The organism is Bacillota bacterium (assembly GCA_012837335.1).
Lineage (GTDB): Bacteria > Bacillota > Limnochordia > Darwinibacteriales > DTU012 > DTU012.
Map to the genome: position 1 here is coordinate 85,875 of DURM01000052.1, position 23,915 is coordinate 109,789.

The window sequence follows — 23,915 nt, forward strand, 5'->3', positions numbered from 1 at the left end:
ATACGATATTCCTGAGGAGGAAAAGGGATGAAAGAAGTAGACCCGGGCTTAATCAAAACCCTGATCGGTAAATTGGAAAAGCTAGCATCGGCGATGGATAAAGCTAGTGTTGCCGAGTATATTGAGCTGTACCGCAAGCCGCGCCGGCTTGTGTATTTGAATTTCATCAGCGGTATCGCTAGAGGTTTTGGTTTGGCGGTTGGGTTTACAATTGTTGGTGCCCTTTTCCTGTATTTACTGGGCAGGCTTGCGGCCTTGAACTTGCCTATTGTTGGAGAATTTATTGCTGAGATTGCCAGAATTGTACAGGAAGAATTGTCCAGGCGAGCATATTAGGAGGGGGATCAATGCGTCGGAATAAACTAAAGCATTATCGTAAACTGTTAAAGACCGAACGCCAGCAGCTGCTCAGTACAATCAAATCCTTTGAAGATCAGGGCATCCATGAAAATATGAATGAGGTTAGTGGGGAACTGTCTGCCTATGACCAGCATCCGGCTGACTATGGTTCGCAGATGTTTGAGCGCGAAAAAGATATTGGGCTGTTTAAAAACTTGGAATACCAGCTTCAGCTTGTTGACCAAGCGCTGCAGAAGATCGATGAAGGCAGCTATGGGATTTGCGAAAGATGTCAGCAGAAAATCAGTGATGCACGCTTAAATGTGCTGCCCTACGCTCAGTTCTGTGTGAATTGTAAGCGAGAAGAGGAGGCCAAGGCTGGTGCAGATGAGGGTGCGCGGAAACTATCATTCAGGCGTTCTTTCCGTGATGCCGGTGACTTTGTCGGGTTTGACGGGGAAGATACATGGCAGGCGGTTGCCCGGTTTGGAACGGCCAACAGCCCCCAGGATGTTCTGAATGCGATTGATTATGAGGACACCTATTTAGACGATGATGAAGGCTTCAGCACTGCTGATGATCTTGAAGATCTATATCGGGACCAATAAGAAAGTAGGGTAGTTGGCAGGAAAATCATGGCAAGAAACGAAGTTCACTATTAGCAATAATTGAAAGAGGGATCCAGTTGTTATACAAGATCGCGATCGCAGCAATTATTGTGCTTGATCAGCTGAGCAAGCTGCTCATCAGCACGAACTTCGTTATCGGTGAGCGGATTAGACTGCTGCCGTATGTTTACTTAACCTACGTTGAAAACGTGGGTGCCGCCTTCGGTTTGTTTGCCAACTACCGTTGGCTTTTTATTGGTTTAGGACTAGTCGTTTTATTTTTAACTTGGTACTATCGTAAAGAGATCAAAAAGCAGAACAAGCTGTTCCAATGGGGTATAGCCTTGGCAATTGCGGGAACAATTGGTAATCTAATCGATCGAATCCGCATTGGAGCAGTTATAGACTTTATCGATATAACTATTTTTCCCATCTTTAATATTGCTGATATGAGCATTGTGGCAGGGGTTGCGTTATTGTTTCTGGAGGTTTTGATTAATGAGCGGAAAGCGAATAGCTGAAAATCTGGAGTTGATCGGCAGCGAGGAAGATGCAGGCAGCCGCTTAGATGTTTTTCTCGCGGATCGGATTGGACAAACCCGCTCGCAAGTTAAGCGTTTGCTCGCTGATGGTTTAATAGCAGTCAATGGAACGGCTGTTAAAGCCGGGTATCGTTTAAAACCTGGAGATCGGATTTCGGTATCAATTCCCGAGCCGGAACCGCTGGAGCTTGAGCCGGAAAATTTGGAGTTGGAAGTAATCTACCAGGATCAAGATTTGGCAGTGGTTAATAAACCGCCCGGGTTGGTCGTTCATCCGGGAGCGGGCAATACGCGCCATACCCTTGTCAATGCACTCTTATATCATATTACCGATTTGTCCGGGATTGGGGGCAAGCTCCGTCCTGGGATTGTCCACCGTCTCGACAAAGATACGAGCGGACTGATGGTGATCGCCAAAAATGATTTTGTGCATCAGAACTTGGCAGCCCAGCTGAAAGCGCGCACCGTTAAGCGCCACTATTTAGCTCTGGTTCACGGCATCATCAAGGACGATAAAGGCAGAATTGAAGCGCCGATTGGGCGCCATCCGGTAGACCGCAAAAAGATGGCGGTGAGTGAACAAGGCCGTCCTGCTGTTACTGAATTTGAAGTCTTGGAACAGGTTAATTCTAAATATTCATTGGTCGAATGCCGGCTTGTCACGGGAAGAACTCATCAAATCCGCGTTCATCTGGCGGCAATCAATCATCCGATTGTAGGCGATCCAGAATATGGGAGAAAGCAGGGCAACCTGGGAGCGCAGCGTCAGCTGCTTCACGCCTATTATTTGGGTTTTAAGCATCCTAGAGGCGAGTGGGTTGAGTATAAGACAAAACTGCCTAGGGATTTTGAGCAGATTCTGATAAAAGCTAGATTAAGTTAACAGTGGTTTGGTAGGGCAGGTTTTGGGGAGGTAGGAGTTAATGGGATTGATCAAGAAAGCACAGATTATGGAAACTGACGGGATTAGGCGGGCACTGACCCGCATCTCCCATGAGATTATTGAAAAAAACAAGGGAATAGCTGATCTGGCAGTGGTCGGAATCCGCACCCGCGGAGTACCGCTGGCAAAACGGATTGCTGACAAGATTGAGGAGATCGAAGGAGCACAGGTACCAGTGGGTATTTTGGATATTTCCCTGTATCGTGATGATTTATCTGCTGTAGCAGATCAGCCAACTATTAACAAGACGGAGATTTCTTTTTCGGTTGTAAACAAAACGATTATTTTAGTGGACGATGTAATCTATACTGGGCGGACAGTGCGCGCAGCTCTGGATGGTATCATCGATCTAGGCCGTCCAAAAGCGATTCAGCTGGCAGTCCTTGTCGACAGAGGACACAGGGAACTGCCAATCCGCGCAGATTTTGTTGGTAAGAATGTACCAACTTCTAAGCAAGAACTGATATCAGTATGCTTAAAGGAAATTGACGGTGAAGACAGTGTCTACATTATGGGCAGGCCAGAGTAAATGCATGGAAAAAGAGGAGCCGGACTTGGCTCCTCCTTTAAGCTTAAGATCAGCTGACTAAACCACAGAAATTCTTGGTCTTTACTTGTTTCATCATTTGACTGGATACGCTGGTGCAGCTGGTGCACATTTACTGTTTCGTTTCCGCGCTTAAATCGAATCAATGCTCGGCGATAAGCTGAACCTTCCTGCGGTCTAAGTACAGAGATCTTAAGCAAGCAGGCATTGATTCGAATATAAGCTGATGCAACACTGCTTATCACCGCATCTATATCTTGCCCCGGCATAGATGGTTTTATTCATTTACATTTTCCTGGAAGTTATTCCCATGTAAAAACTTGACGGTTTCCAGAAAATATTGTAAAATGATCGGTGCATTGCGATATAATAAAAAAAACGAAAGGAGTAGTTTAATGAGGACGAAACTGAGTTTGGTTATGGTGATTTGCGCAGTACTCATGATCAGCAGCGCTGTCAGCGCTTACACTCCTCGGCCGGGTGTGCTTAGTCCAGAGGAAGTTGATTTTGGCGGTGAAACTGTTACAATTATGATTCGCGATGTAGACTGGGTTATCCACAACGGTGGAAAACCACTCGATGAAAGAGTTCGTGAAGCGGAAGAGCTGTTTAATGTGAAGATAGAAACAGCCACTTTCGGATGGTTTGACCAGGTTATGGCTAGAATTATGGCTGGCGACAGTACTTATGACATATTTAGGTTTAATCATCGGTCCGGATACTTTCCGCTTGTTTCAGCCGGAATGCTTTATCCGGTAGGCTCAATTTTACCTGATGAATATTACGAATCGCTGCCAAGAGCAGATCAAGTATCTATTAAGAAATTGGCTTATGAGGGAGAATATTACGGATTTGGGGTAATGCATGGAATTTTTAATGCTACCATGAACATCCTCAACTATGATCGGGAGGTCATAGAGGAGGCTGGCTTGGAGGATCCGTATCAACTGTGGTTGGAAGGGCGCTGGGATTACAAGACATATGAGGAGTATCTCATTGCTCTGACTAAAGACACCGATGGTGATGGAGTGATTGACCAATATGGCGCGTGGGATGTTGCCAACGCTGTAGCTGCGGTCAGATTCATTCCGGGTTACAATGGTGTGGAGTTTGCTCAGCAGGATGAAAACGGTAAATGGGTATTTGCCCTCAACCGCCAAGAGATTATCAACGGACTGAATTTAGTCCAGCGCTGGCAGAACGAGCTGGGTGTATTGGGTAATCCCGGCGTGTTCGGCGGCAGCCACTTAGCAGGACTGCGGCACCGCATTCAAGCCGGAGATATCAATTTTGGCATCGTTCCGCATCCAATCGGACCAGATGCAGATCGCTACTTCTATCCGGCATTTGACTTTTCCAGCAATTTCCTGCCGATAAATTCCGCCGATCCGGAGGGGTTAATCGCTTTAGTCGATTTCTTGTTTAGAGAAGAAGATACTGAAGAGTATCTGGATTTCTACATCAACAACTACATGGCCTCGAGAGATCATCTAGAAGTATACATGGCAGCCATTGAAGCCTGGGACGGGGAAGGCGATGCTTTCCAATACAGTGGTTTTTGGGATGTCTTAGAGGGACCAATCGGCGAAGTGGTTAGAGGGGAGAAGGGTGCAGCTGCCGCACTGGATGAGGTTGCCCCTGAAGCTCAAGCTTTTCTCGACGACTTATTTAACCAGTAAAATATAAGAGAGGTTCTGTCCCGGATGGGGCAGAACCTCCACTAAAGGTTGTTAAATCCAGCAGCTGGTTTTTTTACAGATATTTTCCTGGTAGGCTCTTGACATGGTTTTGGATGAGTGGTAAAATAATAAATGCTGATGCGATTTAAGTATGGCGGCATAGCCAAGTGGTAAGGCAGAGCTCTGCAAAAGCTCCATTCCCCAGTTCGAATCTGGGTGCCGCCTCCATATTGTTCAAATTAAGGATAGAAACAGCTATCCTTTTTTTATTTGCCAAAATAGGTACGGATCCCTACGGTTAAAGCGTCCTGCGTGGGCAGAGACTAAGCTCACAAGGGAGGGATCTGCTATGCGCAGCCTTTGGAGCGGCGCTATTAGTTTTGGTTTGGTAAATATTCCCGTAAAAATGTACGCTGCCACAGAGCGCCAAGACTTGAAGTTTAATTACCTGCACAGCAAATGCCACACACCGATTCGCTACCAGAAAATGTGCCCAACCTGTCAGGTGGAAGTGGGTCAGGATGAGATTGTGCGGGGTTTTGAATTTGCCAAAGGGCAGTATGTGGTGCTGACGGAAGCTGATTTTGCCGGAGTGGCCATTGAAGCTACTAAGACGATTGATATCCTTAACTTCGTAGATTTAGCAGAAATTGATCCGATTTATTTTGATAAGACGTACTTTTTGGAAGCAGTAAAACCTGGAATCAAAGCGTATCAACTGCTGCGGCAGGCAATGATGCAGACAGGCAAGATTGCTCTGGCAAGAGTGGTGATTCGCACCAAACAGGTGCTGGCGGCAATACGCCTTTATCAGGATGTCATGGCCTTAGAAACGATGTTTTACCCAGCAGAGATCAGGTCTTCTGAGGAGCTTATTATCCGTGAAGTAGTTGAGCCCAGCGAGCGGGAGCTGGACATGGCTGTCAGTCTGATTGAAAGCCAGTCAGTATCTTTTGAACCTGCCAAATATGAGAATGAATACCGCAAGGCCCTCGTTGATTTGATTGATGCAAAAATTGCGGGAGATGAAGGCATAATCGCAGCAGAGCCCCAAGCCAAGGAGGAAATCTTCGACCTCATGGCTGCGCTGGAGGCATCACTTAGGGTGGCTGAAAACCAAGCGAAGGAAGAAAAAGAGCATGTTTTCGGCTGAGTTAATCAAGCCTATGTTAGCTGTAGATTACCCCAGCGCTTTTGATTCTTCAGATTATTTGTTTGAGATCAAGTGGGATGGATACCGCTGCCTTGCCTACTGCGGGACAGAGATAACACTGTACAGCCGCAGCCACCGGGATCTGACACCTTATTTTCCTGAAATAGCGCAGGACCTTAAAAAAGTTGGCTCGTCCTGCATATTAGATGGAGAACTGATCATGCTGGGTGATGATCATAAACCAAACTTTTCGCAGCTGCAGCGAAAAAAACCGGGAGATATCGGTACCTATGTTGTCTTTGATATCCTTCACCTAAATGGTGAGGATCTGATCCAAGAGCCACTTGTCCGCAGGCGCGAGCATCTCAGCGCTTTGATCGAGGGGCGTTCATTCAGTACTGTGCTGATGTCACGGGGGGTAGAACAGCACGGGGTTAGATTCTTCGCTGCTGTTAAGGAGCAAAACTTGGAGGGAATGGTTGCCAAGGATAAATACAGTGTTTATCTGCCGGGAAAAAGAAGCAGAGCGTGGCGGAAAATTAAAGTGCGTCTGGAGACTGATGCTGTGATTATTGGTTATATTCCAGATCATACCGGGTTTAAATCATTATTGTTGGCCCAATATGACCAGGAACAGTTGGTCTATGTAGGTAATGTTGGAACCGGCTTTTCTGATCAGGACAAGAAGATTCTGAGAGCGGGCTTAGCCCGGATTTCGGCTGAGCAAAGTGGGTTAGCTCAAGACCCACAAGTTCCTGGTGCATTATGGGTAAAGCCTGTCTTGATCGCTAGGGTTGGTTATTTAGAGTACACAGCAGATGGCAGACTGCGGCAGCCCAGCTTCCTCGGCTTGAGGGTTGATAAAGCGGTTGAGGAGTGTGCTGTGCCATGAGAACCCTCCAAGATGTAAGCATTTCTGACAGGCAGGTTGCTCTGACTAATCTTGATAAAATACTATGGCCAGCTCCTGTCATTACCAAGGCAGATTTAATCAAGTATTATCTTGCGGTGGCGCCAACTGCACTTAAGCACTGGAGCGGTCGTCCCCTGACGATAACACGTTATCCTAACGGCATTGAAGGTGATGGTTTTTATCAGAAGAACTGTCCTGATTACGCTCCTGAGTGGATAACGCGGGTTCCTCTAGTCACCGATAATAAAACTACCGAATATATTATCTGTAACGATTTAGCTACTCTGGTCTGGTTGGGAAATCAAGGCATGCTGGAGATTCATCCTGCCCTCTATCATCTAGATTTTTATCCGGCGCCCAGTTTTGCTGTTATTGATCTAGACCCGACAGCTCCTGCGGGGTTTACTGAAGCGAGGGATACAGCTAAGAAAGTTAAGCTAGTCCTGGATGAACTGGGACTGCGAGGGTATCCCAAGACATCTGGGGCGACGGGCATTCATATCTATATTCCTCTTAAACCTAGATATACTTTTAAGCAGACCAGCCGGCTGGTTGAATTTATTGGTAAGATTTTAGTTCAATTTTATCCGGAAACTGTTACCAATGAGCGGCTGATTAAAAATCGCCATGGTGTATATATCGATCATCTCCAGAATCTGGCAGGTAAAACAATTGTCGGAGTCTACAGCCCCAGACCGCTGCCGCAGGCGCCGGTCTCGACCCCAGTACGTTGGGAAGAACTAGATGAGATTAAACCGGAAAATTTCACGGTGGAGACGGTTCCGCTTCGGATCGAGCAGCAGGGTGATCTTTTCGAACCGGTTTTGTCGGATCTGCAGTCTATCGATCATCTGCTTAAGTTTTTTTCAGATAAATAACAGCAGAGAATATCGAACTATGGCAAGCCATATACTAGAACAGGAAGAGGTGAGGAAGCGGTGTCAGTTCTGACAATTAGTGCTTCGAACTCATTGATGGAATCAGTTAGATCTACAATCGATGCTGAATTTATGTCGGCGTCCTGGCGCAGCGAAGGACGTTATACTTTCATAGATTTGCCGAGAGGCCCGGAGTTTCGTTCAGATCTGAAAATCACGAATACGCTGGCAGCGATTATTTTTGGACAGCTGTCACGGCTGTGGCTCAAGCGTCTGCTGCGGCTGAACTATGCTTATTTTGATGAGGATGAGCAGCGGACGATTCTGCAGAATGCCTACAAAAAAATGGGAATCAACTCAGGACAGCTTTACCAACAGGTTTATTCCGCTTTAGCAGATTATTTGATCAGCAACAATCAAATCAATTTGGAAGGTTTTATTCGGTTTCGGGTCAAAGAGTTTTGGCTGTTTCTGCAGGAACTGGTGGACAAAGCAGTCGACGAGTTTTTAGAGGAGCAGGAGTACCAGGAATTCGTAAAGCTGCTCCACTATTTCGTTGAACTGCAGGAGCCGAAGACTGAGCTGATTAATGTAATCGTGGATCAGCCCAACGGTTTTCAGATATTGGATCACAACGGCAATGTGATCGAAACTGATCATTTGGAAGATGTAATCCTCGAGGTTAGTTCGAGCGAACTTGATTTTGAAGATTTTTTAATCAGTGCTTTGATTACGATTGCTCCAGCTAAGATCATTCTCCACGTCTGCCGTGGAGATCGGGTAGAAAAGACTATTGTGAATATCTTTGGCAGCAGAGTGTATATCTGCGATGGCTGCTCTCTTTGCAGTGATCTGTGTAACTGCACGTAAATTTGCTTGACGTGCTGTATTCTATGTGGTATACTGATTCCGATGTAAGTAGAAGTCACCGCTTCTCACCTTGTAACGTCGAGTTCACAAGGTTAAACAGATTAAATTTGCACGGGGGTATCCAGTGCAGTTTTTTGTGTGAATAAGCGGGTGGCTGATGCTGTCCGCTTTTAATATTTTTAAGGGGTGATGTTCATTAGCAGTGAATTGAGAATTAATGAGGGGATCCGTGCTCGGGAAGTAAGGGTTGTAGATGAACAGGGCAATCAGTTAGGTATCCTGCCAGTACGCGAAGGAATCCGGATTGCACAAGAGCGCGGTTTAGATTTGGTTGAGGTTGCACCGAATGCCAAACCCGTTGTTTGCCGGATTATGGATTACGGCAAGCATAAGTATGAACAGAGCAAACGAGATAAAGCTGCCAGGAAAAAGCAGCGGGTTATTAATGTAAAAGAAGTTCGCATGAGCCCAAAAATTGATGAGCACGATTTCAATGTTAAGACTCGCAGTGCGGAGAAATTTCTCAAGGCGGGTGACAAGGTCAAAGTTACAATTCGCTTTCGAGGCAGGGAGATTGTCCATACCGCACTGGCTAAAGAAAAACTTCAAGAAATGGCTGACAGTTTAAAAGAAATAGGTGTTGTTGAGCGTGTCCCTAAATTAGAAGGACGAAATATGATTATGGTTTTAGCTCCAAAAACTGACAACGCCAAAACTGACAAAAAAAATGCGGACGAGAACTCGCAGTAGTTTAATGTCCTAGTTAAGGGGGATTTATAATGCCTAAAATGAAGTCCCACAGAGGGGCTGCTAAGCGTTTTAAGTTAACCGGTTCAGGTAAGGTGAAGAGAAATCGAGCATATAAGAGTCATATTCTAGAGAAAAAATCTGCAAAAAGAAAGCGCAATCTGCGGCATAGCAGTTTGGTCAGCGAATCTGATGCAAAACGCGTAAAACGCATGCTACCATATGGTTAATAGAAGATAGGGGGTTTATATCATGCCAAGAGTTAAACGCGGACCTGCAACACGTCATCGTCGTAAAAAGATCTTAAAACTGGCGAGAGGATATTATGGTGGTAAGAGCAAACTCTTTCGCCCTGCAAACGAACAAGTTCTGAAATCATTATCATACGCTTACCGCGATCGTCGGCGGAAAAAGCGTGATTTCCGCAAGCTTTGGATTGCCCGGATTAATGCCGCCGCAAGACAAAATGGGATGTCTTACAGCCGCTTTATTTCCGGATTAAAAGCCAGCGGTGTTGAGATTAACCGCAAAGTACTGGCGGATCTGGCTGTTAACGATGCCGAAGCATTCAGCGAGTTGGTTGCTGTTGCCAAAAAGGGCGTTGAAGCTTAATTAACATAAGGAATGTATTATCCGGGTAAACTGTTTATCCGGATATTTACTTATTAAGGAGACTGTTTGGGTGAAGATTTCAAGCAGACAAAATGAACGAATCAAGTTTGTGAAAAAGCTGCACCGCCGCCGCTACCGCGACCAGTCCAGACTCTATATCGCTGAGGGACTGCGTTTGGTTGAGGATTTAAGTAGCACCGACATGATTCAAGAAGTCTACTACACCGATAGGTTAGTTTCAAGTCCGCGGGGACAAGAACTCCTGGAACAACTGCAGGAAAGCGGTGTCAATGTGTATTTATGCAGCGAAGAAGCTTTCGGCGATATCGCTGACACGGACAATACCCAAGGCATTCTCGCCATAGTGCACCAGCCTGAATTGGTTGTTAACTGGGAACACAAACTTAAGCAAGGTCTAGTGCTTGTTGTAGACCAAATTCAGGATCCGGGCAATCTCGGTACCATCATGCGCACCGCTTTAGCTGCGGGAGTAGATGGGATTTGGATGATTAAAGGAACGGTTGATCCATTTAATCCCAAGGTTGTTCGTTCATCAATGGGAGCGGTGCAAAAACTGCCTCTTGCGAGCATGACTGCTCGAGAATGCGCTGAATTAAGTTCCCGGTTCGGGTTAAAGCTAATTGCAGCGGACCTAGAAAACGCTGATCCATATTATGACACAGATTTAGCTCAGCCCTGCGCTATTGTGATCGGAAATGAAGGCAGCGGGATTCAGCTGGAGCTGCTAAAACACTGCACCGAGAGGATATTCATCCCTTTAGCAAATGATGTAGAATCACTGAATGCTTCTGTGGCAGCTGCTGTATTGATTTATGAATCCGTCAGACAGCGGCAGTTTATTTAGTTGTAAGCCTCTTCTGCGTATGTTATAATGTTATTATCATTTGGAGAAGAGGTGGTAGTTAATGAACTTAACACCCGAGGTCGTGTGGAAAATTTTTTTAGCTACCGGTTCCATAACAGCTTATCTGCTGTATAAGCAGCTGTCAGCTTTGCGAATTCATACTTTTCATTGATTAATATGAAAATAACTTATAGACAAAGGCAGTGAAGGAGACAAGTAAATCAAGGGAAGCCACAGGAACGATGGGTCGTGGACTGAGAGCCTGTCGGGTGATAACTTGATTGAAATTCACTCTGGAGCCGCTGGTTGAAATTAGTAGGCTATGCCGGTCATCCGCCGTTATCGGATTCAAGGTGGGTTGTGGTTTTACCATTTACCATAACCAACTAGGGTGGTACCGCGGTAACTTTTTACGTCCCTAACTCGGATGTAAAAAGTTTTTTTTATATCATTATTATCTTTGGAGGTGCAGTATGGATACACAAATTCAATCCCTGAAAGCCAAAGCAGTCGAAGAGTTTAATCAAGCTGATACTCTTGAAGCTCTTCAGCAGCTTCGGGTCAAATATCTCGGTAAGAAAGGTGAAGTTACCCAGCTGCTGCGCACGATGGGGCAGCTTCCAGCTGAAGAACGTCCCAAAATGGGTCAAATGGTCAATCAGCTTAAGAATGAACTGGGCTCCGTCTTGGACCAGAAACAGGCTGAGCTGGAAGCACAAATCCAGCAGGCTCGATTAGCATCAGAAGCATTGGATGTTACCCTGCCGGGTCGAAAACCGAAAGCTGGCAGCCTCCATCCCTTAACGCTTGTCCTAAATGAAATTAAAGACATTTTTATTTCAATGGGCTACAAAGTGGTAGAAGGTCCGGAAATAGAAACTGATTACTACAATTTTGAGGCACTCAACATACCTAAGGATCACCCAGCAAGGGATATGCAGGATACCTTCTACATCACCGGGGATTTTCTGCTCCGCAGTCAAACCTCGCCTGTTCAGATTCGGGTTATGGAGAAGCAGGATCCTCCGGTAAGAATAATTGCTCCGGGTAAAGTTTACCGCTCAGATGCGGATGTTACTCATTCACCCATGTTTCATCAGGTCGAAGGACTTTTGATTGATGAAGGCATTACCTTTGCTGATCTAAAAGGCACTCTGCAAACTTTTGCCAAGACCATGTTTGGTCCTGATACTAAGACTAGATTTCGTCCCAGCTATTTCCCCTTCACTGAACCGAGCGCAGAAGTTGATGTTTCCTGCATTATGTGTCATGGGGAAGGATGTCGGGTCTGCTCAGATACTGGCTGGTTGGAAATCCTAGGTTCTGGCATGGTCGATCCGCGTGTGCTTGAACAAGTTGGTTATGATCCAGATAAATATACAGGCTTTGCTTTCGGAATGGGTATTGAACGCATAGCCATGTTAAAATATGGAATTAATGACATTAGACTTTTCTTCAATAATGATCAGCGGTTTTTAGATCAATTTAAGTAATGCAGATTGCAAGGGAGGAATAAAAGGTGAAGGTATCTTACCGTTGGCTGCAGGAATATACTGTAGTGCCATGGAGTCCGCAGGAATTGGCCGATCGACTGACAATGGCGGGAATCGAAGTCGAATCGATTGAGCGTTTAGCGCCCGAGCTGCCTAATGTCCGTGTCGGCCTAATTGAAAAAGTAGAGCCTCATCCCAACGCAGACTTAAAAGTTTGTGCAATCAATGTTGGGGATCAGGTTTTAAATATTGTCTGTGGTGCACCCAATGCGCGGGTTGGGATTAAAGTTCCCGTTGCCTTAGAAGGCGCGGTGCTCCCGAATGGAATGGAAATAAAGGTGGCTGAACTCAGAGGCGTCATGTCCTACGGCATGGCCTGCTCAGAAAAGGAACTGGGCCTTGGTGATGATCACTCAGGTTTATTAGAACTGCCTGAAGATGTGGAAGTTGGTCTGGATCTAACCGAAGCCCTGGGTCTGGATGATCAAATCTTAGATGTATCGATTTATGCCAATCGTCCGGATTGCATGAGTATGCTGGGAATAGCTAGAGAAGTTGCAGCCCTGGCCGGGCAAGAACTTCGCTACCCAGAGATTAAACTTAACGAATCCGATCTCAGGATCGAGGAGCTAACTTCAGTAACGGTAGAGGATCCTGAGAAGTGCCCCCGTTATACAGTGCGGGTAATCAAGAATGTTACACTCAAACCATCTCCTCTCTGGATGCAGCAGCGTTTAATTGCAGCAGGAATGCGGCCGATAAATAACGTTGTTGACATTACTAACTTTGTGATGCTGGAAACCGGCCAGCCTCTCCATGCTTTTGACTATGATCGCCTAAGCGAGAACCGGATTGTTGTTCGCACTCCAAAATGCAGTGAAACTGTATTTGTAACCTTGGACGGAGTAGAACGGGAACTGACCGATGAGATGCTGATGATCTGCGATGCAGACTCACCTGTATGTGTCGGCGGTGTTATGGGCGGAGAGAATTCTGAAGTCACCGAGGAGACGAAGACAATTCTTTTGGAGTCAGCCAATTTTGCAGCTGCCAACATCCGACGCACATCCCGCAGTTTGGCAATCAATTCTGAGGCTGCAGCCCGTTTTGAAAAAGGCATTGATCCTACCGCTACAATCTTTGCCTTAAACCGCGCTGCCCAACTCCTGGCTGAGCTGGCTGGTGGGGAAGTGGCATCAGGAATTATTGATGTAAACAACGCTGATACCAGCAATAAAGTCATTGAACTTCGCCCACAGCAGGTAAACCGCCTGTTGGGAACAGAAATAGATGAGCAGTCAATGATCGATATTTTAACTCGACTTGAGTTCGCGGTAGATCATGAAACCTCACCCTGGAAAGTTACAGTTCCCAGCTTCCGCCGGGACTTGGAACTGGAATGCGATTTGATTGAAGAGATCGCGCGGTTCTGGGGTTATGAGAATATCCCGATTACTCTGCCGAAAGGCATGAGCGATTCTGGCGGAGAAAGTGAAGAGCTGAGAGTAGTCGATCAGTTGAAAACACAGCTGGCAGGTGCCGGTTTAAATGAAATTCAGACTTTTTCTTTCGTTAACGCAGCAAGTTTAGCTCAGTCGCAGCTTGATCAGGTACCAGAACTTGCTCGCCTGATTGAGCTGGCAAATCCCCTCACCGAGGAACACGCAGTAATGCGCACATCGCTGATGCCTAGCTTGCTTGAGTGCGCGGCTTACAATATCAGCCGCCAGCAGCAGGATCTCAGCATGTTTGAAATCAGTGCAGTGTATCTTGCAGATGAGCTGCCGTTAACTAAGCTGCCGTCAGAAGAACGGAGGCTGGGACTCCTGCTGTATGGGAAACGGGATGCTGAGCACTGGCAGCTTAAGCCGGATTATTATGATTTCTATGATTTGAAGGGTCTGGTAGAACTGATATTAGATAACTTTGCTGCGGATTTTGACTGGGAGCGCTCAGCGCTGCCTATCTTCCATCCGGGACGTCAGTGTCAGATAACTGTCGATGGTGAATTGATTGCTTATTTTGGCGAAGTCCATCCCGAAGTGCAGAAGAATTACCGCATCCCAGACCGGATTTATTTGGCTGAGATTCATTTAAATAAGCTGATCAAACACCGCAAGCCTGTGCCTAGATTTGAGTTGCTGCCTAGGTACCCAGCGGTTGAACGTGACTTAGCTGTTTTGGTGGATGAAGAGATTCCCGTAGGTGCAATTGTAGAGGAATTACAGAGCGCTGGGGGTAGTTTATTAAAGGCAGTCAATATTTTTGACGTTTATCAAGGAAAGCAGGTAGAAGCAGGCAAGAAGAGTATCGCCTTTTCCTTTGTTTTCCAGGGGGAACGCACTTTGACTGATGATGAGGTTAACCAGCAGCTTAAGCAGATGTATAACGCAATTCAGGAGAAGTTTGCAGCCGTAATGCGGTAGCAGGAAAATGTTTGCATAAAGCGAAGATATGAATTAGCAATGGAACAGGCGGAAAGGGTGAGATTTGTGACAGAGTCAAAGAGCAATGTCGTTAAGGTGCGCATCGGCGGCGAGGAATATGCCGTCAGAGGTCATGCTTCGGAGCAGTATATTCGGGAGTTGGGAAAAGTAGTTGATGAAAAAATTCGGGAAGTGCAGAAAACCAGTCCAAATCTCACTCGGCACCGCATGGCGATTTTAGCTGCGATAAATCTTGCCGATGAGCTGTTAACGGTGAAAGCCGAGTATCAAGAGCTTCTCAAGATTATGGAGGAAGCTAATTAGTACAGAAAGAGGGGTTATGATGGCAGGCAAATGGATTGACCTTTTTATAATTATAGCCTTCGCCATTGCCATCTGGCGGGGATTTCGCCGCGGGATTATTCGTGAGATATTCAGCCTATTTGGAGTATTGCTCGCTGTTGCCATCGGATTCTACCGCCATGAGGAATTGTCACTACACTTGATGGCGAGGTTTCCATTGGGGCAGGGAGCGGCTCTGTTAATCGCATTCTTGATTTTGGTGATCGGAATCAGTCTGGTGGCGAAGTTCATAGGTTATTTGTGGGGGAAAGTCGTCAAATTCACTCCATTTGCCGTGCTTGACGGAATCCTCGGAGCAACTTTTGGTACAATTAAAGTGTTAGCGATTGTTATAGCGCTGGTGTTGATGCTCCACTCCCTCAATGTGGAATCGGTTGAAGATATGCTGGCTGAATCCAGCGTGGTGCAGCAGATCGATACACTGTGGCCGCATTTAAGATTGAGTTTGGAGCAGGCTTGGCCAGAAACTTGGGCAAAGCCTGGCTGGTTGTTTCCCCAGCCTAATTTTGATGATTTATCGTTTTCATGATAATCCCGCCAACTGCGGCGGGATTTCCCATGTTTGGTGGCTTCAGGTAACAGCACCTGATCTTACTTGCAGGATGTTGACAGTTAATAATGAATCCCTTAACGGAGCAAGTATGTTAAGGGGGAGCTAGAATTGGCAGCCAAAAACACAGGTAAACACATTATTACTCTCTATACTAATATCTGGACTACAGTACTTATGCTGGTCTTCTTTTTTGTTTCGGGGCTTTCGGGCCAGCCCTCAGCTGTAAATCTTCCTGATCACATTCCCCCTTACCAGAGTTCAGATAAAATTCTGCAGGGAAGGGTGATCGTTGTCGATCCAGGGCATGGCGGCGCTGACCCCGGTACTGTTGGTTTGGGCTATTCTACGGAAGCAGAAAATGTGCTGGCTATTGCTTGGGATTTAAAAGGGATGCTGGAAGACGCTGGTGCTACAGTGATTATGACGAGACAAACAAACGTTAACCCAGCTCAGGGAACTCGTTACGCCAATTCTACAAATGGCCAGTTAGCCGCCCGAACCGCAGTGGCTAACAACAGCAATGCGGAGATTTTTGTCAGCATTCATAATGACTGGAACGGCAACAGCAATATCAGCGGTACAACTTCGTATTATTATCATTCCCATGACTGGCTGCTGGCTGACTCGGTGCAAAAGTATCTTGTTGGAAACCTAGGCAGCCGCGATGTAGGGGTTAAACGCGGCAATTTTTATGTGCTCCGCAATACTAATGTGCCTGCAGTTCTGGTAGAGGTTGGTTTTCTCAGCAACCAGAGGGAAGCGCAGCTGCTGGCGCAATCCTGGTATCGGACAGCCGCAGCTGAAGGCATTTTTTATGGCATAGTAGATTATTATCGACAAGCAGGAATTATTTAAGGAGGAACCTGAATGGAGTTACTTGCTCCAGCTGGAACAAAAGAAAGTTTGATTGCAGCGGTAGAAAATGGTGCCGATGCTGTTTATCTTGGCGGCAAACTGTTTAATGCACGTAGGTTTGCTGCCAATTTTAATGAAGAAGAATTATGCTGGGCGGTAAAATACTGCCATGTCCGTGGTGTGAAAGTCTACGTTACAGTCAATACTCTGATCCATGAACACGAATTGGAGCCTGTAGTAGATTACATTTTTTCGCTGTACAATTTAGGTGTAGATGCTGTAATTGTTCAGGATTTGGGTTTAGCTCACTTGATTCACAGCATTCTGCCTGATTTTGAACTGCACGCCAGCACCCAGATGTTTCTGCACAACCGCTTCGGGATAAAATTTGCCGAAAAGCTGGGGATTAAACGAGCAATCTTGGCGCGGGAGTTGAGTTTGGACGAGATAGCGGAGCTTGCTGAGTCGGGTCTTGACCTGGAAGTGTTTGTGCATGGAGCTCTCTGTGTTGCTTATTCCGGGCAGTGCTTGTTCAGCAGCTTGTTGGGAGGCCGCAGTGGCAACAGGGGGCAATGTGCTCAACCGTGCCGTTTGTCGTATCAGTTGGTGGACAGAGTCTCTCAAGCAGAAGTGGTGGAGCAACCTGGGGATTATTTAATATCGCCAAAGGATCTAAGACTGATTGAGCATCTCGACCTGTTGGAGAAGATAGGGGTTAAAAGCCTAAAAATTGAAGGAAGAATGAAGGGACCAGAGTACACAGCGGTTGTAACCAGGACCTATAGAGACGCGATTGACCGGAGAAGATTTGACCACAAGGCATTGACTTCAGTGTTCAACCGAGAGTTTACTACTCATCATTTATTTGATAAGCAGGGACGGAATCTGATTCGCTGGAATCCACTGCCTCATGAGCAAAATGATGATATAATCAGAAGTGCTCAGGATAGCTATCGGTCTCCGAAAGCATTCCGCAAGATTCCGGCAGCTTTGTTCGCCAGTCTTGCAGTTGACGAGCCTCTCAAGCTTACCCTAATCGATAACCATGGAACTACAGCCTATCAAGAAAGTGAGCTTGTGGGAGAAGCTGCAGAAAAGCGTCCTTTGACAAAAGAAACGCTTAAGAAACAACTGCTTCGATTTGGCAATGATCCGATTAAGATCGACAGTCTGGAGATTGAGCTGGGAGAGAATGTGATTCTTCCCCTCAGTGAGGTTAACCGCACACGGAGATTATTAGTTGAGAAATGGGAGCAGGCTAGACTTAGTACTTATCCGATGCGCACGGTGACTAAAGAACAATTTGTTGCTGAAAAGCAGCTGGCGTTTACTGCTGAGCCACCGCAGCTCAAGTCTGGTAGTATTGAACCAATTTTGGCGGTATCCGTCACTGATTTTGAGGCTGCGCAGGCCGCACTTGATGCGGGCGCTGACTTGATTTACTATTACGGCACAATCTACACCCATCATAAGGATTTTCTTCGTGATCTTTCTCAGGTGACCGCAGCAGCTCGCAGGCTGGGAGCTCAATGCTTCGCTGCGGTTGAGAGGGTAACTGATGATGATGAACTGGAACATTTTAGCAATTTGCTGGATCAGCACCAGTATGACGGGGTGCTTGTTGGCAATATTGGTGCCCTTAAGATGATGCTGAACCGCCGACAACAGCATGAATCTCTCAAAGTACACGGAGATTGGTCCCTGAATATATTCAACAGTATTACTGCATCCTATTTGGGCAGTAAGGACTTGAGTGCATTTTATCTGTCTACTGAGCTGAATTATAGTCAGATCAAAGCTATTAGCGTCAAAACCAAGCATCCATTGGGTGTGGTGGTTCATGGACAGCTGCCTTTAATGGTCAGCAAATACTGTCCGATTGGGGCCTGTATGGATTGCATAAAGGATGGAGGCAGGGAGGCATTCCCCTGCATGAAGCGGAAATACGGTCTTAGGGACCGCAAGGGTTACATCCTGCCGGTTGAAGTAGACCGCCGCTGCCGCATGCATTTATTTAATCCTATCGATTTATGTTTAATTGACCAGCTAGAACAGCTGGTTGAGGTTGGTATTAAGCTATTTCGAATTGAAGCAAAAGGTAGAGATCCCCACTGGATCAGCGCTGTTGTCAGCTCCTATTTTGCAAAGCTTAACGGCGGGTCGTCAAGTGAAAATGAATTATTACCATACAGCAGTGCCGGAACCTATACAAAAGGGCATTTTCATCGTGGAGTTAAGTAGGTGATTTTATGGACGAAAGAAGCTTACGAATCTTAGAATGGGACAAAATAAAGCAGCAGGTTGCAGAGTTTGCCAGTTTTTCCTTAGGCAAGCAGTTGATTTTAGCTTTGGAGCCAAGCGCAAATTTTGATGAAGTTGAACGGAATCTGGAACAGACTACTCAGGCACTAGCACTGCTGTGGAAACACGGTGTCCCTCCCTTTGGCGGAGCAGCGGATATTGCTCCCATTCTGCGGCGGGCACAGGTTGGCGGTATTTTAGAAGGAGAAGAACTGATTCGGCTGGCTGCGGTGTTAGAGTGCGCCGCGAATATAAAGCGGTACCTGTCTGACTCAGATCATTTTGCTGCTTTCAGAGAGCAGTTGAGCACACTCCCGGAGCTGCGCTCGGAGATCTTTCGCTGTTTTGACGATGAGGGCAGTATAAAAGACAATGCTTCTCCCCAGTTAGCCTCCATACGCCGGAAGATCAAGAATCTGGAGAATCGAGTCCGGGATAAACTGGATAACATAATTCATTCGTCCAGCAATCAAAAGCTGCTGCAGGACAGCATTGTTACTATCCGCAGCGGCCGCTTCGTGGTGCCGGTGAAGCAGGAGTATCGCTCATTCTTCCCGGGTATTGTCCATGACCAGTCAGCGAGCGGCGCAACTGTGTTTGTGGAGCCAGCAGCGGTTGTTGAGATCAATAATGAACTGCGCATTGCCCATCAAGAAGAGCATCGCGAAATTGAGAGGATTTTGAGGGAGTTCAGTAGTGAAGTTGTGCCCCACGTCGAAGAGCTGAAATTAACACTTGAGACCTTGGCTGAGCTGGATTTGATTTTCGCCAAAGGTAAATACAGCCGCAAGATTCAGGGCACAGCCCCTAAACTCAATCAAAATGGATATGTTAATATCAAGCAGGGCCGGCATCCGCTGCTCACCGGCACTGTGGTACCGATTGATCTTTGGCTTGGCGACAAAGCCTTTATTTTGGTAATCACCGGCCCGAATACAGGCGGAAAAACTGTTACTCTCAAAACAGTTGGTCTATTTGCAGTAATGACTCAAGCTGGACTGCACATTCCCGCTGAAGCCGGTTCGCACATGGCTGTTTTTGACAACATATTTGCCGATATTGGAGATGAGCAGAGCATTGAGCAGAGCCTCAGCACATTCTCGTCACATATGAGTAATATCGTTAAGATTTTAGAACAGTCTACTTCGAACAGTCTGGTTCTCCTTGATGAGCTTGGCGCTGGAACAGATCCGACCGAGGGCGCTGCGCTGGCAACAGCACTTTTGGAACACCTGAGGTTGAAGCGGGTAACCACTATCGCCACAACTCACTACTCAGAACTTAAAAATTTTGCCTATGCCAATCCGGAGGTGGAAAACGCTTCGGTTGAATTCGATCCGGTTACACTTAAGCCCACCTACCGTTTAGCTATCGGTATTCCGGGGCAGAGCAACGCTTTTGCCATTGCAAGGGGGCTAGGACTATCAGATGAAATAGTAGCTGCAGCCCGCAGTTTACTTAATGAGGAACGAATTCGGATCGATGAGATCATCGGTGAAATTGAGGCGGATCGTCAAGAGTCACGAAAAGCCAGAGAAGAAGCGGAATCCTTGCGCGCAGAGTATAATGCCTTAAAGCAGAAATATGATCTTCTCTATAGAGACTTGTCCGAGCGCAGAGGAGAGCTGCTTATTCAAGCTCAAGAGGAAGCTGCTGAACTGGTGAAAAAAACCAGGGAAGAATTAGATCTGCTTGTAGGTGAACTAAGACGTCAGCAGAATATTGATTTAGAAAAGATTGTTGCAGCCAAGCGGCAGGAACTAATGGAACAGCAGAAGAAACTGAAAACCACCAGACCTCAAAAACCGGCGGCTGAACCTGTTAAGCACCTAAAAGTTGGAGAACAGGTAAGAGTGCGCAGCTTGAATCAGACTGGGCATGTTGTTGAACTTTCTGATAATGAAGCTCAGGTACAGGTTGGCATTATGAAGGTGTCGGTAAGTCTAACTGATCTAGAACGGGCAAACCACCAGCCGCAATCCAAAGTCACTCACCGCATTCGCAGCAGGGGATTGGGTAAGAGCAGTGCAATAAAACCAGAGATTGATCTGCGGGGCTTTACAATTGATGAAGCGCTTCCAGCGGTAGATAAGTATTTGGATGACGCTTTTCTGTCATCTCTGAATCAAGTGCGGATTATTCACGGTAAGGGTACAGGAGCTCTCCGCGACGCTGTGCAGGATCAGCTGCGCAGTCATCCTCATGTTAAGAGTTTTCGTTTAGCCGATCCCAATCAAGGCGGATCAGGTGTGACTGTAGTTGAACTAAACCATTAAAAGAAGCCAGGAGATACTCTCCTGGCTTTACTGCTGTCAATTGAAGAAAGGGAGAAGATCCCACAGTGAACCGGAACACCGAGGTGTGTATTCGGTCGGCTCTGTACCTTTGATGAATATTTCGGTTCGAATCTCATCTTTAGGAAGTGAGCAGTTTTCCGGAACCAGCAGGCCTGTCTTGATATCAATAGCAACTTCAACAATAGCATTTGGCCGCTTGAAATCAGATATAGGCGTATTCCTCAGCGCCTCAACCATAAAGTCCCGCCAGATAGGCGTAGCGTTCCAGGAGCCATATTGTACTCCTTTATAAACCATCGCTTTTGGAATATCTTCTCCGAACCAGACTGCGGCTACCAGATCTGGTGTATAGCCTACAAACCAAGCATCGCGGTTATCCTGGTGGGTACCGGTTTTCCCAGCTGCCGGCCGGTTAATGTTCGCGCTGCGGGCAGTTCCTCGTTCGATTACACCGCGGAGCAGATCATTCATGATATAAGAGGTTTCTTCGCTGAGTACTACCTCTTGGCGGGATGCATTTTCCTCCAGAATATTGCCGTGGTAATCGGTTACTTTCAAAATCGCAATCGGTTCAACGCGGATGCCGTTGTTGGCAAGCACACCATAGGCGGAAGCCATTTCCAGTGGTGAAACACCTTTGGTCAAACCACCTAATGCCAGCGGTGATAAGCCTAAGTCGTTTGCCCGTCCAGCTTCAACAAAGGATGTTATTCCCATCTTTTTACCATATTCGATTACTGTATTGAATCCCAGCTGATTCACAATCTGCACTGCGATTGTATTAATGGACCGCTCCAACGCCTCCCGCACAGTCATTTCACCATCAAATACAGGATAATAGTTGCGCGGGCTCCATGTTTCACCGTTAGCTAAAACATATTCAATCGGTTCGTCCACATAGATATCTGCGGCAGTAACACCTTTATCAATTGCTGCCGTGTACGGGAAGATCTTGATTGCAGAACCAGGTGAGCGGTATGCCTGCACTGCTCGGTTAAACTTATCTTCGCCACGACCGCCAACCATTGCCCGGATATGACCTGTGCGCGGATCAAGTGCAACCAATGCGCCCTGCGGTTGAGTTAATCCACCGCTGTCAACATATCCGGTCGGAAGGCCGTTGTTAAGTGCGTTTTCAGCTGCTTTCTGCATATTAAGATCTAGGGTAGTGTAGATCCGCAGTCCACCGCCAAAAACCCTTTCTTCTCCGTAGCGCTCAATCAAGTCGTCCAGAATATAGTCCACGAAATAGGGGGCATTAACATTGCGTGGTTTGCGCTCGGCAACCACTATAGGTTGATTTCTGGCTGCTTCAAACTGTTCTTCCGTGATAAACTCCAGTTCCAGCATCCGCTTTAAAACAAAGTTTCTTCGGTCCTTAGCAATATCTGGGTTGTTGTGGGGCGAGTACCTTGTCGGCCAGCGAATAATACCTGCCAGCAGCGCAGATTCAGCCAAATCCAAATCTCGGGCTGATTTGCCGAAATACACCTGTGCTCCTGCTTCAACCCCGTTGGCCCCATGGCCGAGATGAACCATGTTTAAATAGGTCTCTAAGATTTCCTGTTTTGAATATTTGCGTTCTATCTGCACTGCCCAGAGAAACTCCTGCAGTTTGCGGGAAACCAATTTCTCCTGAGTTAGAAACAGATTGCGGGCAACCTGCATTGTGATTGTACCGCCGCCCTGCGCAAAACGACCTTCGCGCAGATTTACCAAGATTGCTCTGCCGAAGGCAATAAAGTTGATCCCATGGTGGTCAAAAAATTTGTCATCTTCAATGGCCACAACCGCTTGGTATAAGTGCTCCGGAAGCGATTCGATGGCTACCGGAACGCGGTTTTCCCGATATAAGTCTGTTATCAGCTGACCATTAATGTCATAAATATGAGTGGAATACTGCTGAGTCAAATTTACCTGATCCAATGGTGGTGCGCTGCCTAGATACGCGGTAAGAAAACCTAGAGATCCACCAAATAAGATAGAAAAAATTATAACACAAACCCACAGTTTCACTCGCGACCGTTTATTAGGGGACGATGAGGATTTTTTCGATTTTTTGGGCAACGATCTCACCTCCATCTCTGTTAAAATTATATCACACTTAATTTTCACAATGAACAGATATAATTTACCATAAGTAATATATAAATACAAGGAGAGGCAGGTATATTATATCTTTATCTTTCGTTTTGGAGGTCAGAATTATGACCAAATTTGCTCAGCCGACCAAATGGCCTTGGTCCCGTTATCTTCTTTTAGTACTGCTGCTGATTACACTTTCAGCTGTTATTGCTGCAATGATCATCGAAAAACGAGTTACACCTGTGCTTAGGGCATGGGCAGAAACAAAAGCAGTAAACCTAGCGACCGAGGCAATCTACAGTGCAGTTGAGGAAACCATGATTGAGGAAGCTGCTGTCGCGGATCTGGCAGAAATAATTATGGATGATAGCGGTCGTATTCAGGCTGTGAAATATAATACAGCAGAAATTAACCGTGTTTCAGCTACTGCAGCCAAAAAGATGCTTGAGCATTTAAGAGTTCTGAGCTCTGAGCAGATCACTATTCCTCTTGGTCAGATCTTAGGCCCGGATTTTCTTTCCGGATATGGTCCCGGGATTCCCCTAAAAGTTGTTCCGGTAGGCGCGGTATCTGCAGCTCCTGTCAGCAGTTTCACTTCAGCCGGCATCAACCAGACTATTCACCGCCTTTATTTAGACATTCAGGTTGAGATGCGTGTGGTTATTCCGCTTTCCAATACGATAACACCAGTAACAGCCCGGATTCCCATTGCTGAGGATATCTTCATCGGTGCGGTTCCTTCCTGGTACTTTGCTCCCAGTGGGCTGGTTGGTGGGTTTGATCAGGATGGAGATTTTTCTGGCAGCCAGAAAATTGAGTTTAGGCTCAATGAACCTTAAATTTTCA

General features: G+C 46.4%; 24 protein-coding genes, 1 tRNA gene and 2 other annotated features. Of the genes, 24 read left to right on the top strand and 1 reads right to left on the bottom strand.

The genetic code is table 11. The annotated features are described in order from the left end of the window. Positions 1-27: 27 nt before the first annotated feature. The 23 genes from GX019_07050 (at position 28) to GX019_07160 (ending at position 20,963) form a co-directional block, all read left to right on the top strand. Entirely contained in the window at positions 28-336 is a 309-nt protein-coding gene (locus GX019_07050; protein HHT36920.1) for a hypothetical protein, read from the top strand. A gap of 11 nt (positions 337-347) precedes the next feature. Further along, positions 348-947, top strand: coding sequence for a conjugal transfer protein TraR (locus tag GX019_07055; protein ID HHT36921.1), 600 nt, complete (start codon positions 348-350; stop codon positions 945-947). A 77-nt stretch (positions 948-1,024) separates the two neighbouring features. Then, on the top strand, positions 1,025-1,468 hold the full coding sequence (gene lspA, locus GX019_07060; protein ID HHT36922.1) for a signal peptidase II: 444 nt from the start codon (positions 1,025-1,027) through the stop codon (positions 1,466-1,468). After that, positions 1,446-2,372 (top strand): RluA family pseudouridine synthase, encoded by a 927-nt coding sequence (locus tag GX019_07065; protein ID HHT36923.1) that lies wholly within the window; start codon positions 1,446-1,448, stop codon positions 2,370-2,372. Before lspA ends, GX019_07065 begins: the two co-directional genes overlap by 23 nt. A 46-nt stretch (positions 2,373-2,418) precedes the next feature. Beyond that, positions 2,419-2,961 carry a bifunctional pyr operon transcriptional regulator/uracil phosphoribosyltransferase PyrR gene (gene pyrR / locus GX019_07070; protein ID HHT36924.1) on the top strand — a complete coding sequence of 181 codons (543 nt, stop codon included), beginning with the start codon at positions 2,419-2,421 and terminating at the stop codon, positions 2,959-2,961. 413 nt (positions 2,962-3,374) lie between these two features. Continuing rightward, entirely contained in the window at positions 3,375-4,658 is a 1,284-nt protein-coding gene (locus GX019_07075; protein ID HHT36925.1) for a hypothetical protein, read from the top strand. Positions 4,659-4,811: 153 nt separating this feature from the next. Next, a tRNA-Cys gene (locus GX019_07080) sits at positions 4,812-4,886 on the top strand. A gap of 121 nt (positions 4,887-5,007) precedes the next feature. Continuing rightward, positions 5,008-5,811 (top strand): Ku protein, encoded by an 804-nt coding sequence (locus GX019_07085; protein ID HHT36926.1) that lies wholly within the window; start codon positions 5,008-5,010, stop codon positions 5,809-5,811. Beyond that, positions 5,798-6,703, top strand: coding sequence for an ATP-dependent DNA ligase (locus tag GX019_07090; GenBank protein HHT36927.1), 906 nt, complete (start codon positions 5,798-5,800; stop codon positions 6,701-6,703). The genes GX019_07085 and GX019_07090 overlap by 14 nt, the downstream gene beginning before the upstream one ends. Further along, entirely contained in the window at positions 6,700-7,602 is a 903-nt protein-coding gene (locus GX019_07095; GenBank protein ID HHT36928.1) for a DNA polymerase domain-containing protein, read from the top strand. The genes GX019_07090 and GX019_07095 overlap by 4 nt, the downstream gene beginning before the upstream one ends. Positions 7,603-7,698: 96 nt before the next feature. After that, on the top strand, positions 7,699-8,472 hold the full coding sequence (locus GX019_07100; GenBank protein ID HHT36929.1) for a putative sporulation protein YtxC: 774 nt from the start codon (positions 7,699-7,701) through the stop codon (positions 8,470-8,472). Between the two features lie 40 nt (positions 8,473-8,512). After that, positions 8,513-8,654, top strand: a sequence feature (ribosomal protein L20 leader region). Positions 8,655-8,661: 7 nt separating this feature from the next. Next, positions 8,662-9,222 carry a translation initiation factor IF-3 gene (locus GX019_07105; GenBank protein ID HHT36930.1) on the top strand — a complete coding sequence of 187 codons (561 nt, stop codon included), beginning with the start codon at positions 8,662-8,664 and terminating at the stop codon, positions 9,220-9,222. Between the two features lie 29 nt (positions 9,223-9,251). After that, positions 9,252-9,449 carry a 50S ribosomal protein L35 gene (gene rpmI, locus GX019_07110; protein ID HHT36931.1) on the top strand — a complete coding sequence of 66 codons (198 nt, stop codon included), beginning with the start codon at positions 9,252-9,254 and terminating at the stop codon, positions 9,447-9,449. A gap of 22 nt (positions 9,450-9,471) precedes the next feature. Beyond that, positions 9,472-9,831 (top strand): 50S ribosomal protein L20, encoded by a 360-nt coding sequence (rplT, locus tag GX019_07115; protein HHT36932.1) that lies wholly within the window; start codon positions 9,472-9,474, stop codon positions 9,829-9,831. A 70-nt stretch (positions 9,832-9,901) separates the two neighbouring features. Next, positions 9,902-10,696, top strand: coding sequence for an RNA methyltransferase (locus tag GX019_07120; protein ID HHT36933.1), 795 nt, complete (start codon positions 9,902-9,904; stop codon positions 10,694-10,696). A gap of 61 nt (positions 10,697-10,757) precedes the next feature. Next, a complete protein-coding gene (locus GX019_07125; protein ID HHT36934.1) occupies positions 10,758-10,868 on the top strand; it encodes a YqzL family protein in 111 nt (36 codons plus the stop codon). Positions 10,869-10,890: 22 nt separating this feature from the next. Continuing rightward, positions 10,891-11,119: a binding site (T-box leader), on the top strand. Between the two features lie 50 nt (positions 11,120-11,169). Beyond that, positions 11,170-12,189, top strand: a complete 1,020-nt coding sequence (gene pheS, locus GX019_07130) for a phenylalanine--tRNA ligase subunit alpha (protein ID HHT36935.1) — start codon at positions 11,170-11,172, stop codon at positions 12,187-12,189. A gap of 26 nt (positions 12,190-12,215) precedes the next feature. Further along, positions 12,216-14,615, top strand: a complete 2,400-nt coding sequence (locus GX019_07135) for a phenylalanine--tRNA ligase subunit beta (GenBank protein HHT36936.1) — start codon at positions 12,216-12,218, stop codon at positions 14,613-14,615. Positions 14,616-14,681: 66 nt separating this feature from the next. Next, complete coding sequence (locus tag GX019_07140) at positions 14,682-14,939, top strand: cell division protein ZapA (protein ID HHT36937.1); 258 nt, start codon at positions 14,682-14,684, stop codon at positions 14,937-14,939. Positions 14,940-14,958: 19 nt separating this feature from the next. Continuing rightward, positions 14,959-15,507 carry a CvpA family protein gene (locus GX019_07145; protein ID HHT36938.1) on the top strand — a complete coding sequence of 183 codons (549 nt, stop codon included), beginning with the start codon at positions 14,959-14,961 and terminating at the stop codon, positions 15,505-15,507. A gap of 132 nt (positions 15,508-15,639) precedes the next feature. After that, on the top strand, positions 15,640-16,386 hold the full coding sequence (locus tag GX019_07150; protein HHT36939.1) for an N-acetylmuramoyl-L-alanine amidase: 747 nt from the start codon (positions 15,640-15,642) through the stop codon (positions 16,384-16,386). Positions 16,387-16,398: 12 nt separating this feature from the next. Next, complete coding sequence (locus tag GX019_07155; GenBank protein ID HHT36940.1) at positions 16,399-18,627, top strand: U32 family peptidase; 2,229 nt, start codon at positions 16,399-16,401, stop codon at positions 18,625-18,627. A gap of 8 nt (positions 18,628-18,635) precedes the next feature. Continuing rightward, complete coding sequence (locus GX019_07160) at positions 18,636-20,963, top strand: endonuclease MutS2 (GenBank protein ID HHT36941.1); 2,328 nt, start codon at positions 18,636-18,638, stop codon at positions 20,961-20,963. Positions 20,964-20,999: 36 nt separating this feature from the next. On the opposite strand, the gene GX019_07165 is transcribed toward GX019_07160, so the two are convergent. Next, positions 21,000-22,910 (bottom strand): penicillin-binding protein 1A, encoded by a 1,911-nt coding sequence (locus tag GX019_07165; protein HHT36942.1) that lies wholly within the window; start codon positions 22,908-22,910, stop codon positions 21,000-21,002. A gap of 281 nt (positions 22,911-23,191) precedes the next feature. On the opposite strand from GX019_07165, the gene yunB reads away from it, so the two are divergent. Continuing rightward, entirely contained in the window at positions 23,192-23,908 is a 717-nt protein-coding gene (gene yunB, locus GX019_07170) for a sporulation protein YunB (protein ID HHT36943.1), read from the top strand. Positions 23,909-23,915 lie beyond the last annotated feature (7 nt).